The organism is Formosa sp. F44, from assembly GCF_056238645.1.
Genome location: NZ_JBWDLJ010000005.1, coordinates 284,494 through 302,372, shown reverse-complemented (window position 1 = coordinate 302,372; position 17,879 = coordinate 284,494). Strand labels below are relative to the sequence as shown.

Here is a 17,879-nt window from a genome sequence, read left to right as displayed (position 1 = left end):
AATATAATACATTACAATAAATTTTAAACAATAAACGTGATACATTTGCAAACTATTTTTATTAAATTAATGAAAATATTTTTTTTTGATATAAAAGAAATCTAATGAAACGTTTACTTACTTTCGACTTTGGCTCTCTAAAATTGTACGAGAACTATGTTCTCGCTCAAATTAACGAGGGTGCAACAGTATCTACCGATGCAAGTAAAGTTTTACTTGATATTGCCGAGAACTTCTATACAGATCGCTTCTTTGCATACATCTCTTACCGTAAGCATTCTTATGCTATAGAACCTGGTGCGCTTATTGAAGCTTCTAAAATTAAAAATCTAGTTGCTTTCGCAATTGTATCTAATATCCCTAATGCACTAAACAACACCAAGATAGAAAGTATGTTTACCGATAAAGCCTATGAATCTTTCGAGGTAATCTCCGAAGCCAAGTTATGGGCCACTAATACTGTCTTAGAACATACTAAAAAGGTGCAGGCAAAGAATTCAATTCAGTCTTAACATATACTTAGACTCATTCTATCTTATATATAAACACCGTAAAACGCTTATTTTATAGTAAACAAAAAATTAAATTTGTGCATTCAAAATCTATACTAATCTTATATGGATGCTTCAAAAGATTTAATAAAAGCTACAAACCTCCTGTTAGAGATTGCTTCCTTTTTAATGGTGTCTGGAGCCAATACCAATCGTGTAAATTTAAATATTAAAAGATTCGCAGATAGCCTGGGCTTTAACGCATCATTTTTTATCAGTCAGAAAAGTATGATCATGACATTGTACAGAGAAAATTCTTCTGAGAGCTGTACACGTGTTAAAAATATTCCTGGCCTTGCCCTTAATTTTTCGGCAATATCTGCAGTAAGTAAAGCGAGTTGGAAAGCTTTAGAAAATAATTGGGAGTACAATCAAATTTCTGAAAAGATTGAGGAAATAAAACAACTTAAAAGATATCCTCAAATTATTGTCACCATAGCGGTAAGTTTAGCTGGAGCCGGTTTTTGTAATATTTTTAAAGGCGATTATCTAAACATGTTAGTCTCCTTTGTAAGCACCTTTATTGGATTATTGGTTTTACAATATACACATCGAAAAAACTATAATGTATATCTCCGAATTTTTATTGGTTCTCTTGTAGCTTCATCTATTGCGTCTATTGGTATAAAACTAAATATTGGAGCAAAACCCGCTACGGCATTAGCAACCTCTGTTTTATATCTTGTTCCAGGAGTACCATTAATAAATTCTTTTACAGATTTTCTAGACAATAATATTATAAATGGCTTAGTTAGATTTACTACGGGTTGTATGATGGTACTAGCTATAGCACTAGGTTTATTTATTTCAATGTTAATTTTTAATTTAAACTAACATGGCAGAAATTCTTTTTAAACTAATCGAAGTCTCTATTTGGTCTGGCCTTGCAGCGGTTGGGTTTGGTATTTTATTTAACATCCCTAAATCGACAATTTTTACGGTATTCGCCTTAGCCTTTTTTGCTGGACTTATAAAATTCACACTTATTCATTTCGAGGTAAACATTATTATTGCCACCTTTTTAGGCATTCTATTTGTGAGCTTTGTAGGCATGCCTATAGCGCATAAAATTCATCATCCGCCAGTCGTTTTTTGCATTCCTCCTGCTATTCCTATGATTCCAGGATACTTTGCATATGAAACCATATTGGCGATAATGAATTTCCTTTTTATTGAAGAAGACCCTCTAAAAAAAGCGGAACTCATTAGCGATATCTTTTCTAATGGTCTAACCATGGTTTTTATCCTTATATCTATTGCTATCGGAATTTCTCTTCCTTTACTACTCTTAAGAAAAAACACAGTCAAAAAGATCGAGTAATCACTTGCTATATTTTTATTTATTAAAAACCAAACAGGCTCAATCGTACGATTGAGCCTGTTTGGTGAATTTGCATTAGTAAACCTTAAAACTTATACATCCATTTATAAATTAAGATTCCAATTCTAGAAATCACAAAGACTAAAGTACCGAAAAGGGTCGTTAAAAAGGACACTTTTAAACCTCCTGCTAGCATCCCAGAGGATATTGAGTTCATACCTTCAATAGCATCAAAAGCAGTTATTAATCCTATAATAGAGCCAAGAAAACCAATGACTAATCCTAATAGACTGGAGTCGCTTACAAGACTTATCATCTTTCTAGATTTCACTTCATTTTTATTCGCCAGATAAAATCCACTTATCAAAAAGAAAAAAGACAGTAGTAAACAGATTAAAATTAGCGACATAAATAAAACGCCACCTTCACTAAAACGATTAGCTAATTGTGTAAAAAAACCTTGTTGTTGCATCATTAAAACATACATAGTAAAATATATTATAGTTAGTAGACTCCAAAACTACTGCCAAATAACGCATCATTAAATGTAATGCGATGAACGACCAATTTAGGCCTTTTTTTAACCGAGGTGTTAAATCGGTTGCTAATTCTGTAATTCGTCTATAAAACACCTCAGCGTTTCAAAAATATAGTATTATTGTATAAGATTGGAATTATGTTAACACCACATTTTATATTAAAACAGTTAGGTCGTCTGGGTCTACACATCTTATTTTGGTGTGGTGTCTTGTTATTTTACACTTATTTTTTTGGCTCCGGAAGTAGCGATATGAGTTATGTACTCTCCTTCTCGCTGTTCTTAATGCCCATTACAATTGCGACAACTTACGTATGTATTTACAAACTGATTCCGGATTATTTAATGCTGAAAAAGTATGCGCTTTTCGGACTCTACAGTTTATATACTTTTATTATTTCGGCTTACCTGATTATCCTTTCCATCTTTTACGGGCTAATTTATTTATCGCATTTTGAATACAATAATATGGCGCCTGTTAGTCAGAATTTATTATTTGTTATGATTGGTGTGTATTTAGTAACCACTGTAGTGAGTGCTTTTAAATTATTAAAGTTGAATTTAAAACAGGTTGAAAACACAAGTAAATTAGAACACCAAATTCTCGAAACCCAACTGAAGCTAAAAGAACAAGAATTGCAGTATCTAAAAATGCAGATTCATCCACACTTTTTGTTTAACACCCTAAATACCATGTATGGGTTTTCGTTAAAAAAGGCTGATGAAACGCCTGAAATGATATTAAAACTTTCAAATTTATTAGATTATTTACTCTACCAAATCGACAAACCTTTTGTGTTATTGACAGATGAAATTAATCACATTCAAGATTATATTGCTTTAGAATCACTTCGATTCAACAAAACGTTGAATATAAATTTTAGTATTGAAAACATCTCCGAGACTACAAAAATTGCTCCCATGCTTTTTCTTCCTTTTATCGAAAACAGCTTTAAACACGGGGTTTTAAAACACGGAATATTAAATATTAAAATTGATTTATCGTTTAAAGATCACATGATTTATTTTTATATTGAAAATACGAGTGCATCATCTTCTGAAACCAAATCTGGTATTGGACTAGAAAACATAAAAAAACGTTTAGAGATGCTTTATAAAGACGCCTATACCTTGTCTATTTTAAATACGAATAGGAAATTTAAAGTCCGATTAACATTAAAAACAGAAGACGCTTTTGCAAACTAATAGAACCATATCGTGCCTTATTGTAGATGATGAAGTTATAGCCAGAGAAGTAATTGCTTCGCACCTATCTAAATTTAGCAACATTACAGTAGTTGCGAGTTGTAGCAATGCCATTGAAGCCTTTAACCAAATAAGTAATCATACCATTGATTTGGTGTTTTTGGATATAAACATGCCAGAAATCTCCGGAATTTCGTTTGCTAAATCCATTAACCCCAGTATTAAAATAATTTTCACTACAGCATATCGTGATTATGCTGTTGAAGGTTTCGAGCTTCAGGCTGTAGATTATTTATTAAAACCCATCTCTTTTGAGAGGCTATTAAAGGCTGTAAATAATTATTTTGACGTTTATACCGAATCTCAACATAAAAGCACAGCAACTGCAGACGTTTCAGACTTTATGTTTGTGCGTTCCGACCGGAAAATGATAAAAATAGATTTTGATGCTATTGTTTATATAGAAAGCTATAGCGATTATCTAAAAATTCATTTACAAGATTCCACCATCGTGACGCGCGAAACCATTAGCGCTATTGAGGTAAAACTGCCGCCAAAACAGTTTTTAAGAATTCATCGCTCGTATATTATTTCAGTAAAAAACATTACCTCGTTCACAAATGAACATGTTACCATTTTAAACCAAGCGTTGCCCATTAGCAGAAGTTATAAAAAGGAAGTTTTAGAGCTTTTAGAACGGTATTAATAGATTGCCAGATTGACACTTCCGGCATTTCAATGTGTTACAAAAAGTGATATAAAAAAGCGTATTTATACAACACCTTATCGAACCAATCGTTAAAAGACAATGGTCCGCCGTGGCCTGCACCAGGAATTAAATACATAAGATATAAAGATTCTGGACTTGCTTTTTCCTGAAGTGTTGCTAAAAATTTAAACGTATGTAAAGGAGGTACACGATCGTCGCTTTCTCCAGTCATTACTAGATAATTTGGATACTTAACGCCTTCTTTAATATTATGCATAGGTGAATAAGACCACAAATTATTAAAATCGGCTTCATTGGTGGTGCTCCCAAATTCATTAATATTGGTAGCGGCAGAGCCCACTGTAAAATTTTCAAAACGCAACATATCGTATGGCCCAGCTTCGGCAACCACAGCTTTAAACAGATTAGGTCTTTGAATTGCCGCCGCGCTAACTAATAAACCTCCATGAGATCCACCATTACTTCCTAAATGCTCTGAACTGGTATACTTTTCCTTAATCAGATAGTCTGCTGCCGCAATAAAATCGTCTATTCCATTTTGTTTTTTTAATCGTCTACCTTCAAGGCTCCAATCGGAACCTTCTGCTCCTCCACCCCGTACATTTGGAATGGCTAAAATACCCCCATGAAGTAACCACAATGCTCTAGACTCATCGAAAGCGGGCTCTACAGTGGTACCATAACCTCCATAACCGTAAAGTAGAGTCGGATTTTCACCATTGAGTTCTGTTGTTTTTAAACACGTAATATACATGGGGATTTCTGTTCCATCCTTAGACTTGTATTTTACATATCGTGTTTCTAACGATTCTGGATCGTAAGGTACCGATACCGATAAACTTGGTTTAAATGTTAAGTTTTTTAAAGACAGTTGATAGTATAAGTCTGGGTGATAAAATGAAGACACATAGAAATCTGTAAATTCTACATCTTCCTTATTTTCTCTAAGTCCGTTGACTTTTTTCCCTTCTGGAAAATCAATTTTGTGTAATAAATTGCCTTCTAAATCATAAAACAAAGCCAGATCACGGTTTCCGTTTTTGTAAATACATACAAATTTATCTTTACCTAACCGATTTACTTGTTTTAAAAACACATCGTATTCCGGAACAATTTCTGAGGGTTTATTAGGAGTATTTGTATCCACAATAAGAACCCTTCCATTTGGCGCTTCCCAATTAGTTCTTAAAAGTATTTTATCACCAAAGGCTTCTTCTATAGTTATGTTAATGGTACTGCTGTGCGGGTAGATAAGAAAATTCTTTAAATTAAGTAATGAATCATTCTTTTCGGCTACTGCAAGTGCGCGATATTCTTTATTTTTATGACTTAGCGTTTTATAGAAAAATAATTTTTCATTTAACTCGAAACATTTAAATTCTTCCGAATCGCTCTGAGCGCTATTAGCATAAAGCATAGTATCTTTATCTTGAGTATCGCCAAATTTATGATAGTATAATTTCTGACCTACAGCTTTATCCAAATGGGCACGATTATCTGTTGGCTCATCATATCTGTCGTAATACAGGTTCATCTTATCCCAAACAAGATTGCTTCCATTTCTAATATATTTAAGCGAATTATGGATTTGCTGTCCGTTACTCAGATAAAAAAAGAACAATTCTTGCCAATCACTACCTTCTTGAGATAACCTAATCGCTACTAAATCGTACTCTTCATTTATATCATAGCCCATGATAGCAATATTCTTACCTTGCTCTTTCATGATTTTTTTAATATCCACTAAAATTCTGTAATTCTTATCTCCTCTTTCTCTGTAATGCAAATTTGGAAATCGATTACTATTTTGTGTTTTATACTTAAATTCGTACTTACTCTTATTTGCTTTATCTTTTTCTACGTATCCCTTAATTTTTTGCTCCTTAACACCATAATACATAGCCGCTATTTGATCTTTTAAATCTAAGGTCTTTAAATATCTACTTTTTACTTTTTTGGTAAGCTTCGTTTCAGCCTCTAGCCAAGTAGCGAGTCTGGGATCTGCTGGATTTTCCATCCATTGATATGGATCACTTATAGTTGTATTAAAATAGGTGTTTGTATTAGAATCTTTTGGAGCCAATTCATACTCATATTTCTTTTGAGCAGATAATTGAAATGCAAAAAATAACAAGAAGGTGAAAGTGTAAAATTTAGACATAAATAGGCCTGATAAGGGTTTAAAATTTGGGTAGATAAAAATATCAAATTAAAGAATGACAGTAAATTAATTTCTGTTTTTTATTCCTGCTTATTTTTTCTAAATAATTTTAAATTCAGACCTTAAATACTAACATTTAAAAGTGAGACCTTACCCCATCGCAACTTTTAACGTGCCAAAATTTTATATTATTCCATAAAAAAAAGGCTTTCCTAAACTAAGGAAAGCCTTTTCTATATAATTTAAATCTATGTTTTAAACATGTAAAGCACGATCTCCAGTTGCTGCTAGGGCCGCTTCTTTAATCGCTTCTGTAAATGTTGGATGCGCATGAGACATTCTAGAAACATCTTCTGCACTAGCTCTGTATTCCATAGCTACAACCGCTTCGGCAATCATATCGGCAGCACGAGCACCAACCATATGTACACCTAAAATTTCATCGGTAGTTTTATCTGCAAGAATTTTTACAAATCCGTCTAAATCCATACTTGCTCTACTTCTACCTAAAGCACGCATTGGGAACGATCCTACTTTGTATTCTACGCCTGCTTCTTTTAATTGCTCTTCTGTTTTACCAACAGTTGCAACTTCTGGCCATGTGTACACCACGCCTGGAATTAAGTTATAATCGATATGTGGTTTTTGTCCAGCTAAAGTTTCAGCAACAAACACACCTTCTTCTTCAGCTTTATGAGCTAACATAGCACCTTTTACAACATCACCAATAGCATAAATATTAGAAGCACTAGTTTGTAAATGGTCGTTCACTTCAATTTGTCCACGGTCTGTAAGTTTCACTCCAGCAGCTTCAGTATTTAAACCATCTGTATACGGACGACGTCCAACAGACACTAAACAATAGTCTCCTTTAAATTCTACTTCTTCTCCTTTTTTATTGTCAGCTTTTACAATAACTTCATCACCAACACGCTCTACAGATTTTACTTTGTGAGACACATTCATTTTGAATTTTTGCTTCTTTAAAACTTTATTAAGTTCTTTAGATAAGCCAGCATCCATAGTAGGGATAATACGATCCATAAATTCTACTACAGACACCTCAGAACCAAGACGCTTGTAAACTTGTCCTAATTCTAAACCAATAACACCACCACCAATTACGATTAAGTGTTTCGGAATTTCTTTAAGTTTTAAAGCTTCGGTAGACGTAATGATACGTTCTTTATCGATATTAATAAACGGTAAGCTTGAAGGCTTACTTCCTGTTGCGATAATTGTATTTTTTGCTTCAATCTCTACAGTTTCCTCTCCAGAAATTGTAATATGAGTGGCATCTTTAAATGCTCCTAAACCTTGATATACATCAATGTTATTTTTTTTCATCAAGAAGTCGATTCCACCAGTTGTCTGGTCTACAACAGACTGCTTACGCGCAATCATTTTTTCAAGATTGACTTTAACATCACCAGGGATTTCAATTCCGTGCTCTTCAAAATGCTTAATCGCATCTTCGTAGTGATGAGAAGAATCTAGTAAGGCTTTACTAGGAATACATCCTACATTTAAGCAGGTTCCCCCAAGTGTTGAATATTTTTCTATAATTGCAGTTTTCATACCTAGTTGTGCGCAACGTATCGCTGCTACATATCCTCCAGGTCCTGAACCGATAACGGCTACATCGTATGAATTCATAAAGTTTATTTTGATTCTTTTTTTAAATGGTACACAAAAATACAAATTTACATAGGTTTAGCAGCTTAACATTCTTAAAATTTTAAGTTTTTTTTTGAGAATATACTAAAGTTCGCACGGCCTTAAACGGGAATAATAGTGCTGTGTTTCACTTCATTAATCACAAACATGCTGTGCGTACTCCCAATATGATTAATTGTTGTGAGTTTGTTCACCATAAATTCCCGAAACGCAACCATATCTTCTACCATTACTTTTAATAAATAATCGTAATCGCCACTGATGTGATAACACTCCATGACCTCGTCTAAATTGGCCACCTCTTTTTCAAACTGAACCACATAATCCTGACTGTGTTTTACGAGCTTTATGTGACAATACGCTACGAAAGATTTCTGTACTTCGTCTTTATTTACCAAAGCCACATACCTATTAATAACCCCTTGGTTCTCTAATTTTTTAATCCGTTCGTAAACTGCAGTAACCGATAAATTGAGTTGCGTAGACAACGCTTTATTGGTCTGTTTACTATCCGTTTGAAGTAAGGTTATGAGTTGTTTGTCGATGGCATCAAAAGTCATATTGAAAAATTTTCTATTAAAAGTTATAAACGGAGTTCCAAACCAAATATAAAACTATTTTAAACCAAATAGCTAGTTTAATAATCTAAATAAACAGATAACCATTGATAAATATACTAAATTTTATCAATTTTGATTCACATCAAAAAACAAAATAATGGCATTTAAACCCGCAAACAGCATTCAAGACTTACAATATTTCGGAGAATTCGGAGGCGTAAATCCTTCCATCTCAGATTCATCTACATATACCTTTATATCGGCTAAAACCATGTTCGATACTTTTGAAGGCAATACCGATGGATGTTACTTATATTCCCGTCATTCTTCTCCTTCCAATCTTTATTTAGGTGAAGCTTTGGCCGCTATGGAAGGCACAGAAACTGCAAATGTTTACGCTTCAGGAATGGGCGCAATTACCTCTGTGTTACTTCAAAATTGTGGCGCTGGCGATCATGTTGTTTCTAGTCGAACTATTTACGGCGGTACGTATGCTTTTCTAAAAAATTTCGCACCACGGTTCAATGTAAAAACATCTTTTGTAGACATTACAAAATTAGAGCGTGTTGAAGCTGCGATTACACCACACACCAAAATGATTTTTTGTGAGTGCGTAAGTAATCCACTACTGGAAATCGCAGATATTAAAGGTTTAGCTCAGCTTGCAAAAAAGCACAACCTGCAATTGGTGGTCGACAATACCTTTTCTCCTTTAAGCATTTCTCCTGCAAAACTCGGTGCCGATGTAGTAATTCACAGTTTAACAAAATTTATAAATGGTAGTAGCGACACGGTTGGTGGCGTAGTTTGTGGTACTCAGGATTTTATTAATCAGTTAAGAAGTGTAAATGATGGTGCGGCTATGTTATTAGGATCGACAATGGATAGCATGAGATCGGCTTCTGTTTTAAAGAACCTGAGAACACTTCATCTTCGTATGCAACAGCACAGCAAAAACGGATTGTACTTAGCAGAAAAATTTGAAGCTAACGGATTAAGAACCGTGTATCCTGGATTGGCTTCACACCCAGCTCACGAACTATTTAAAACTATGATGAACACACCATACGGGTTTGGAGGTATGCTAACTATTGATGTAGGCTCTATTGCTAAAGCTAACGCACTTATGGAACTCATGCAACATAAAAACTTAGGGTATTTAGCCGTGAGTTTAGGATTCTATAAAACCTTATTTTCTGCGCCTGGAAGTTCTACCTCTTCAGAAATTCCTGAAGACGAACAAAAAGAAATGGGATTAAGCGATGGACTAATTCGGTTCTCTATAGGTTTAGATGCCGATATAGAACGCACCTATGATATGATGCACGAATGCATGGTAGAATTAAAAATATTAGACTAGAAATTATTTTTTCTAAACTTAAGAACACTTCTATTATTAGAAGTGTTTTTTTTATGTCTATTTTTTGAAAATTTTGTTTATCTCGGCACGTATTTGCACATAAGCGACTAAAATCGTAACATTACAAATCTTAATATAACCGTAAAAACAGCGCATGGAAAGCCAAGACATAAAGCCCACAACACCCAAAGATGACCCGATTGTAGAGAACAGAGAATTAAGTATTTGGGAGGCTTTAATCCCCGTTTTAGCTTTAGTAATTATGTTGTTTTACAACGTTAAATATGCCTTTGGAGATGACGCCTTAAGTGGAAGTAATCAGTTTCTTTTATTGCTTGGAGCTGCGGTTGCAGCCATAGTTGGCTTTTTTAATAAGGTCTCTTACGACCAAATGATAGAGGAAGTTGCCGAAAATATTAAATCGACTACAGGCGCTTTACTAATCTTATTATTTGTAGGATCTTTAGCCGGAACTTGGCTAATTAGCGGTATTATACCGTCCATGATTTATTATGGATTACAAATTCTAAATCCCACAATTTTCTTACCTGCCTGTGTTATCATTTGTGCTATTATTTCTGTGGCTACAGGGAGTAGTTGGACCACTTCTGCAACCGTAGGTATTGCTTTAGTAGGTATTGGAAATGCTTTAGGTATTGATCACGGGATGACTGCTGGAGCAGTAATTTCCGGAGCATATTTTGGAGATAAAATGTCGCCTTTAAGCGACACCACCAACCTTGCTCCCGCTATGGCTGGAGGCGAATTATTCTCGCACATAAAATACATGACGTATACAACCATTCCTACTTTAATAGTTACGTTAATCTTATTTGTAATCATTAGTTTTTCTTTAGATGTTCAGGGAACTACAGATACGTCTGCCATGCTTGCATCTATAGAACACTCATTTAATATATCGCCTTGGCTGTTTTTAGTTCCCGCTATTGTAATCTTTATGATTATTAAGAAGTCACCGCCATTACCAGCTCTATTAGTAGGGACTTTACTAGGAGGTGTATTTGCCTTGATTTTTCAACCAGAAATCGTCAAGTCTATTACAGGCGCTACAGAACTTAATTTTCTTACCGCCTATAAAGGTATAATGACGGCTATAACGGTAGACACTTCGGTAGCCACAGAAAGCGCCGAGTTAAACGACTTATTCTCATCAGGAGGAATGTATGGTATGCTTGGAACCATTTGGTTAATTATTTGTGCCATGGTTTTTGGAGGTATCATGGATGCTATTGGTGCACTTTCTAGAATAAGCAAGGCCGTATTAAATTTATTCGATTCTGTATTCGGATTATTTGCAAGTACAGTAATAAGCTGTATTGGTTTAAATGCCATTGCGAGTGATCAATACTTAGCGATTGTTATTCCTGGTAGAATGTATAAAAAAGCATTTAGCGATAAAGGATTGGCTCCAGAAAACTTAAGTAGAACACTGGAAGATTCTGGAACAGTAACCTCTGTTTTGGTACCTTGGAATACCTGCGGAGCATATCAAAGTAGCGTTCTAGGAGTTGATACATTTCACTATGCGGGCTATGCCTTCTTTAATTACTTAAGTCCGTTTACAACTTTAATATTCGCTGCATTTAAGATTAAAATCAAGCAACTCTCTGATAAATAACAAAAAACTATCATATTTTAAATTAATTATAAAAAAACCTTATAGTGTTATAAAAATTTAAAATTTTGTTCACATTGTAAATACACATAGAGCCGTATATTTGTATCAGAAAATTAACAATTTAAAATATAGATATTATGGCATTTGTAGGTAAAAAATTTCCAGATTTAAACGTTGACGCAATGAACGAAATGGGCGATACTTTTAAAGTAAACGTTCTAGAAGAAGCAGTTAACAACAAGAAAAAAGTAGTTTTATTTTGGTACCCAAAAGATTTCACTTTTGTATGCCCAACTGAATTACACGCATTCCAAGCTGCTGTTGCAGAATTTGAAAAAAGAAATACTATTGTAATTGGTGCATCTTGCGATACGCCAGAAGTACACTTTGCATGGTTAAACACTGCAAAAGATAACGGAGGAATTGAAGGTGTAACTTACCCAATTTTAGCAGACTCTAACAGAAACTTAGCTTCAACTTTAGGAATCTTAGACATTACAAACGAAACGTTTAACGAAGACACTGGAGTTGTAACTGTAGAAGGTGATAACGTAACTTACAGAGCAACGTATATTATAGATGAAGATGGTGTTGTACAACACGAAAGTATTAACAACATGCCATTAGGTAGAAACGTTGGTGAATATTTACGTTTAATAGATGCGTTAACTCACGTACAAGAAAAAGGTGAAGTTTGTCCTGCAAACTGGGAAGAAGGAAAAGATGCAATGAGCGCTAACAGAGATGGTGTTTCTAGCTACTTAGCTTCTCACTAATTAAAATACACAATTCACCATCCTTTTTCACGAAAGGATGGTAATCTAAAAAATCATCTGTTATGGTACAAGAATTAGAACAAGACAATTTAAGTGAAATTGTATCTGGTAATGATACAGTAGTTGTGCAATATTCAGCAACTTGGTGTGGTAATTGTAGAATTATGAAACCAAAATTTAAAAAATTAGCGACCGAAAACGAGAACATCACTTTCGTAATTGCTGATGCTGAAAAATTCACAGAATCTAGAAAACTAGCAAACGTAGATAACTTGCCTACTTTTGCAACCTTTAAAAAAGGTGAATTTGTAAACCAAGTACAAACAAATAAGTTTGACGTTTTAAAAGAGTTAGTCGATGAAGTTGCCAGTAATTAAACACCTGACTCAATTTATTGAGGAAAACGACGAAGATTTCGTAAATGAAACCATCGAAACACTTGAAGCTCTAACTGAAGTATCATCGCTTAAAGATGAAGAATTAGATGTTATAGGTGAATTGATCTCTAACATGTACGGCGCTCTTGAGGTAAATACTATGATTAAAAATGGTACACCACAAAAAGAAGCTTTAAACAGTTTCATGAAACGCGTTTTAGATTCTATAGATAAATAAGAACACCTTTATAATTTTAAAGTCCCCTTTTTCTAAATGGAAAAGGGGACTTTTTTTTTAAACATTATTAAAAATTCAACGTACTTCACGAGTAAAAAAATGGGATTGCCCTAAAAAACTCAGAACCTCTTCCACATAAAACGAGTTTTATACGCCTTTTGCAATCACGCCTCACTTAGTATCACAATTCTGCCCTCAAAGTATGAAAGGCAATAAATATTTGCACGACCTACTACTCCACCCCTTAAAAATTATGACTAATAATAAATTCTAACGCGTTACTACAACACCAAATTACCATATTATCAATTATTTAACCTTATAATTTACATTTCTTGTGTTTTTATTTTATTTTTATAGAAACCTGAAACCAATAACGATACACTATAACTACATAAAAACCCATCAATTATATTTATATCTTAATAGAATATGAAAATTAAATTTTTCATTTTTTAAATACGAACTAGGGTATCTTTGGTGTATAGCAAATACAATAAACGTCTAAACTTTTACATATGGAAAACGATAACAAATCGAACCCAACTGGAGACATTAGTCAATGTCCTCACCACCAACAATTGGAAAAACAACAACAGCAACAACACAAAGATCAAGCAGACCCAATTTCGGAAGAAAACGATGAGCATTCAAGAAGTCACAGTGCTTCAGCAGGAAAATGTCCTGTTATGCACGGAGGAAATACTTCTAGTAAAGATTCTGTAATGGATTGGTGGCCAAACGCACTAAATCTTGATATTTTACATCAGCATGATACCAAGACAAATCCTTTGGGAGAAGCATTTGATTATCATGAAGAATTAAAAAAATTGGATATTGACGCCCTAAAAAAGGATATGCATGCCTTAATGACGGATAGTCAAGATTGGTGGCCTGCAGATTGGGGACACTATGGCGGATTATTTATTCGTTTATCTTGGCACTCTGCTGGAACCTACAGAATCTCTGATGGTCGCGGTGGTGGTGGAACAGGAAATCAGCGCTTCGCACCTTTAAATTCTTGGCCAGATAATGTGAGTTTAGATAAAGCACGACGATTACTATGGCCAATCAAGAAAAAATATGGTAATAAAGTAAGTTGGGCCGATTTAATTGTTTTAGCCGGTACCATCGCTTACGAAAGCATGGGCTTAAAAACATACGGATTTGCTTTTGGACGTAAAGACATTTGGAACCCTGAAACAGACACCTATTGGGGTGCAGAAAAAGAATGGCTGGCTCCAAGTGACGAGCGTTATAATAATGTAGACAAACCGGAAACTATGGAAAACCCGTTAGCAGCGGTTCAAATGGGATTAATATATGTAAATCCAGAAGGAGTTAACGGAAAACAAGATCCGTTAAAAACTGCTGCTCATATACGTGAAACATTTGCGCGTATGGCTATGAACGACGAAGAAACTGTAGCTTTAACAGCTGGTGGACATACAGTTGGAAAAACACATGGAAATGGAGATGCTAGTATTTTAGGACCAGAACCTGAAGGTGCTAATGTAGAAGAACAAGGACTAGGTTGGAGCAATCCTACTAAATCTGGAAAAGGACGTTATACTGTAACCAGCGGACTGGAAGGTGCCTGGACTACAAACCCAACGAAATGGGATGGTGGTTTCTTTGAAATGTTATTCAATCACGAATGGGAATCTGTTAAAAGTCCTGCCGGTGCTTTACAATGGGAGCCTGTAAGTATAAAAGATGAAGATAAACCAGTAGATGTAGAAGATGCTACTATTCGTCACAATCCGATGATGACTGATGCCGATATGGCCATGAAAATGGATCCGATTTACAAGGAAATCTCATTGAAGTTTATGAACGATCAAGAGTATTTTTCAGAAACTTTTGCACGTGCTTGGTTTAAATTAACCCATAGAGATATGGGACCAAAAGCTAATTACATTGGTACAGATGTACCTGAAGAAGATTTAATTTGGCAAGATCCAATTCCTGCTGGAGTTACAGATTACGATGTTAATGCTGTAAAAAACAAAATTGAAGCTTCAGGGTTATCTATTCCAGAACTGGTAAATACAGCATGGGATAGCGCACGTACTTTCCGTGGCTCTGATATGCGCGGTGGAGCAAATGGAGCACGTATTCGTTTAGCACCTCAAAAAGACTGGGAAGGAAACGAACCACAACGTTTAGCTTATGTATTATCTGTACTAGAACCTATTGCATCTGAATTTGGTAATAGTATAGCAGATACCATTGTGTTAGCAGGTAATGTGGGTATTGAAAAAGCCATAAAGGCAGGAGGTTTAAATATCGATGTACCGTTTACTCCTGGACGTGGAGATGCTACAGACGAAATGACCGATGCAGATTCTTTTGCGCCCTTAGAACCTTTGGCAGACGGATACCGTAACTACACTAAAAAAGAATATGCCGTAAGTCCTGAAGAACTTATGCTAGACCGTACCCAATTAATGGGCTTAACTGCTCCAGAAATGACAGTACTTGTTGGTGGTATGAGAATGTTAGGCACAAACTACGACAATACTAAACATGGTGTATTTACAGATAAGGTGGGCGTCTTAACTAACGATTTCTTTGTAAACTTAACCGATATGGGCAATACATGGAAACCTACAGAAAAAGGTCTTTACGAAATTAGAGATCGTAAAACAGGAACAGTAAAATGGACCGCTACACGAATGGATTTAGTATTTGGTTCTAATTCTATTTTACGCTCTTATTCTGAAGTGTACGCACAAGATGATAATAAAGAGAAATTTGTAAAAGATTTTGTAAAAGCATGGACGAAAGTCATGAATGCAGATCGTTTCGATTTAAAATAAATCAGAGTACAAAGCATATAAAAAAAATAGCGGCTTCAATTTTAAAATTGAAGCCGCTATTTTTATTTATAAGATCTCTAGTTGTAAACTCTAAATCTCACTAAATGTTAGGTTATAAGTTAGGACATTATGTAATCCTTTCACATGTGTACTACTGAAACAAGTTCTATACGCTATATAATAAAAGAGCCTCTTCAAAGTGAAGAGACCCTTAATGCCTATCTTAATAAATCCCTTAAATAAATTAAGATTTCGGCAACAAAACAGTATCAATAACATGAATCACCCCATTAGACTGATTTACATCTGCTATGGTTACTTGTGCTGAATTTCCATTTTCGTCTGTTACATACACTTCTTTTCCTTTTAACCACGCAGTAATCACACCACCGCTAACGGTTTTAATTTCTGCTTTACCTTTTCCTTTTTTAATCATTTTTAAAAGATCTGAAGCATTCCATTTTCCTGAAACCACATGGTATTTTAATATGGTTTGTAATTTCATTTTGTTTTCAGGCATTAATAAAGTCTCCACAGCTCCTTTTGGTAAATTAGCAAAGGCTTCATTTGTAGGCGCAAATACAGTAAAAGGACCTTCACTAGATAATACGTCTACTAAGTCGGCCGCTTTAACCGCCGCGACTAATGTGGTATGGTCTTTAGAATTTACCGCATTTTCAACTATATTTTTACTTGGGTACATTTTGGCTCCGCCTACCATAACTGTTTTTTCTTTCATCATGTCGTCTTGAGCAAACCCACTAATTGAAGAGAAAATTGCGATAGAAAATAATACTGATTTTAATACATTTAATGTTTTCATAATTTTGATGCTTTAATTTTTTGATACTTTAGTGTTCATATCGTTACTAACGAAATTTAAAGTCTATCGGTTTTTACAAAACGATTGTTTTAACAATTCATTAACTGAATACCTAGAATAAACACCTGATTTTGATAATTTTAACTAGAAAACAAAAAATCAAAAAAAACAAATAGTTTAAGCCTCTAATTATTCTTATTTTTAAACCTTTAACCAATACATTTCAATTATGGCAACAGTAACCTTAAAAGGAAACGAAATACAAACCTCAGGAGAACTACCTAAAGTAGGAACTAAAGCTCCAGATTTTACATTAACCACTATAGAACTAGGTGCTAAATCTTTAAAAGATTTTGAAGGATCTAAAGTCATTTTAAACATTTTCCCTAGTGTAGACACTGGAACTTGTGCACAATCTGTAAGAGAATTTAACAAAGAAGCGAGTGCTTTAGAAAACACGAAAGTACTTTGTATCTCTCACGATTTACCGTTTGCACAAGCGCGTTTTTGTGGAGCAGAAGGCTTAGACAATGTTATATCTTTATCAGATTATAAAGATGGAAGTTTTGGAAAAGCTTACGGTATTAACTTCACTACAGGACCACTTGAAACATTATTGTCTCGTAGTGTAGTAGTTTTAAACGAAAAAGGAGACGTTATATACACAGAACAGGTGTCTGAAACTGTGAACGAACCAAATTACAAAGCCGCTTTAGAGGCTGTAAAAAATGCCTAAAAAAGAATCGTTCCTAGAGAATAGAATTAAGAGTGTAGGATTTGCGTTTAAAGGCGCAATCCTACTCTTAAAAACAGAATCGAGTATAAAAATCCAGTTTGCAATTGCGCTTTGCGTAACTGTAGCTGGATTTTATTACGAGATCTCGCCAACAGAATGGATGGTGCAAGTTTTAGCCATCGGAATTATTATGACCGCCGAAGGTTTAAACACAGCTGTAGAAGCCATTGCAGATTTTATACATCCAGAATATCATTCTAAAATTGGTTTTATAAAAGACATCTCTGCTGGAGCCGTTTTTATAGCAGCAATCGCAGCAACCATAGTTGGTTTTATTATTTACTTTCCAAAAGTATTTTAAATA

At 34.6% G+C, this 17,879-nt stretch carries 18 protein-coding genes; 13 read left to right on the top strand and 5 right to left on the bottom strand.

What is annotated here, in order from left to right; all coding sequences use genetic code 11:
* The first annotated feature begins 104 nt into the window (after positions 1 to 104).
* From AC0UBM_RS16355 to AC0UBM_RS16345, 3 genes are all read left to right on the top strand, one after another.
* Positions 105 to 512: a hypothetical protein gene (locus AC0UBM_RS16355; RefSeq protein ID WP_475689357.1), complete on the top strand. Its 408-nt coding sequence runs from the start codon at positions 105 to 107 to the stop codon at positions 510 to 512.
* A 105-nt stretch (positions 513 to 617) separates the two neighbouring features.
* On the top strand, positions 618 to 1,385 hold the full coding sequence (locus AC0UBM_RS16350) for a threonine/serine exporter family protein (protein ID WP_475689356.1): 768 nt from the start codon (positions 618 to 620) through the stop codon (positions 1,383 to 1,385).
* A 1-nt stretch (position 1,386) separates the two neighbouring features.
* Entirely contained in the window at positions 1,387 to 1,872 is a 486-nt protein-coding gene (locus tag AC0UBM_RS16345) for a threonine/serine exporter family protein (RefSeq protein ID WP_414035502.1), read from the top strand.
* Between the two features lie 85 nt (positions 1,873 to 1,957).
* Here the strand turns inward: AC0UBM_RS16345 and AC0UBM_RS16340 are convergent, their stop codons facing one another.
* Positions 1,958 to 2,347 carry a MotA/TolQ/ExbB proton channel family protein gene (locus AC0UBM_RS16340; RefSeq protein ID WP_038533559.1) on the bottom strand — a complete coding sequence of 130 codons (390 nt, stop codon included), beginning with the start codon at positions 2,345 to 2,347 and terminating at the stop codon, positions 1,958 to 1,960.
* A gap of 201 nt (positions 2,348 to 2,548) precedes the next feature.
* On the opposite strand from AC0UBM_RS16340, the gene AC0UBM_RS16335 reads away from it, so the two are divergent.
* Complete coding sequence (locus tag AC0UBM_RS16335) at positions 2,549 to 3,616, top strand: sensor histidine kinase (RefSeq protein WP_475689355.1); 1,068 nt, start codon at positions 2,549 to 2,551, stop codon at positions 3,614 to 3,616.
* On the top strand, positions 3,606 to 4,322 hold the full coding sequence (locus AC0UBM_RS16330) for a LytR/AlgR family response regulator transcription factor (RefSeq protein WP_475689354.1): 717 nt from the start codon (positions 3,606 to 3,608) through the stop codon (positions 4,320 to 4,322). The genes AC0UBM_RS16335 and AC0UBM_RS16330 overlap by 11 nt, the downstream gene beginning before the upstream one ends.
* Before the next feature lie 37 nt (positions 4,323 to 4,359).
* Here AC0UBM_RS16330 and AC0UBM_RS16325 read toward each other — a convergent pair whose 3' ends face one another.
* From AC0UBM_RS16325 to AC0UBM_RS16315, 3 genes are all read right to left on the bottom strand, one after another.
* Complete coding sequence (locus AC0UBM_RS16325; RefSeq protein ID WP_475689353.1) at positions 4,360 to 6,507, bottom strand: prolyl oligopeptidase family serine peptidase; 2,148 nt, start codon at positions 6,505 to 6,507, stop codon at positions 4,360 to 4,362.
* A 255-nt stretch (positions 6,508 to 6,762) separates the two neighbouring features.
* Positions 6,763 to 8,163 (bottom strand): dihydrolipoyl dehydrogenase, encoded by a 1,401-nt coding sequence (gene lpdA / locus AC0UBM_RS16320; protein WP_475689352.1) that lies wholly within the window; start codon positions 8,161 to 8,163, stop codon positions 6,763 to 6,765.
* A 122-nt stretch (positions 8,164 to 8,285) separates the two neighbouring features.
* Entirely contained in the window at positions 8,286 to 8,744 is a 459-nt protein-coding gene (locus tag AC0UBM_RS16315; RefSeq protein WP_475689351.1) for an Lrp/AsnC family transcriptional regulator, read from the bottom strand.
* A 157-nt stretch (positions 8,745 to 8,901) separates the two neighbouring features.
* On the opposite strand from AC0UBM_RS16315, the gene AC0UBM_RS16310 reads away from it, so the two are divergent.
* From AC0UBM_RS16310 to katG, 6 genes are all read left to right on the top strand, one after another.
* The gene (locus AC0UBM_RS16310) at positions 8,902 to 10,104 is read left to right on the top strand and encodes an aminotransferase class I/II-fold pyridoxal phosphate-dependent enzyme (RefSeq protein WP_475689350.1); all 1,203 of its coding nucleotides are present in this window, start codon (positions 8,902 to 8,904) and stop codon (positions 10,102 to 10,104) included.
* A 154-nt stretch (positions 10,105 to 10,258) separates the two neighbouring features.
* On the top strand, positions 10,259 to 11,743 hold the full coding sequence (gene nhaC / locus AC0UBM_RS16305) for a Na+/H+ antiporter NhaC (protein ID WP_475689349.1): 1,485 nt from the start codon (positions 10,259 to 10,261) through the stop codon (positions 11,741 to 11,743).
* A 137-nt stretch (positions 11,744 to 11,880) separates the two neighbouring features.
* Positions 11,881 to 12,519 carry a peroxiredoxin gene (locus AC0UBM_RS16300; RefSeq protein ID WP_414035494.1) on the top strand — a complete coding sequence of 213 codons (639 nt, stop codon included), beginning with the start codon at positions 11,881 to 11,883 and terminating at the stop codon, positions 12,517 to 12,519.
* Between the two features lie 62 nt (positions 12,520 to 12,581).
* Positions 12,582 to 12,896, top strand: a complete 315-nt coding sequence (locus tag AC0UBM_RS16295) for a thioredoxin family protein (protein ID WP_414035493.1) — start codon at positions 12,582 to 12,584, stop codon at positions 12,894 to 12,896.
* Positions 12,877 to 13,134, top strand: coding sequence for a DUF6952 family protein (locus AC0UBM_RS16290; RefSeq protein ID WP_475689348.1), 258 nt, complete (start codon positions 12,877 to 12,879; stop codon positions 13,132 to 13,134). Before AC0UBM_RS16295 ends, AC0UBM_RS16290 begins: the two co-directional genes overlap by 20 nt.
* A 518-nt stretch (positions 13,135 to 13,652) precedes the next feature.
* Positions 13,653 to 15,956: a catalase/peroxidase HPI gene (gene katG, locus AC0UBM_RS16285; RefSeq protein WP_475689347.1), complete on the top strand. Its 2,304-nt coding sequence runs from the start codon at positions 13,653 to 13,655 to the stop codon at positions 15,954 to 15,956.
* A gap of 244 nt (positions 15,957 to 16,200) precedes the next feature.
* Here the strand turns inward: katG and AC0UBM_RS16280 are convergent, their stop codons facing one another.
* Entirely contained in the window at positions 16,201 to 16,779 is a 579-nt protein-coding gene (locus tag AC0UBM_RS16280) for a fasciclin domain-containing protein (protein ID WP_475689346.1), read from the bottom strand.
* 229 nt (positions 16,780 to 17,008) lie between these two features.
* Here AC0UBM_RS16280 and tpx point away from each other — a divergent pair, with 229 nt between their 5' ends.
* Positions 17,009 to 17,515, top strand: coding sequence for a thiol peroxidase (tpx, locus tag AC0UBM_RS16275; protein WP_414035489.1), 507 nt, complete (start codon positions 17,009 to 17,011; stop codon positions 17,513 to 17,515).
* Positions 17,508 to 17,876 carry a diacylglycerol kinase gene (locus AC0UBM_RS16270; RefSeq protein WP_414035488.1) on the top strand — a complete coding sequence of 123 codons (369 nt, stop codon included), beginning with the start codon at positions 17,508 to 17,510 and terminating at the stop codon, positions 17,874 to 17,876. The genes tpx and AC0UBM_RS16270 overlap by 8 nt, the downstream gene beginning before the upstream one ends.
* The last annotated feature ends 3 nt before the right edge of the window (positions 17,877 to 17,879 follow it).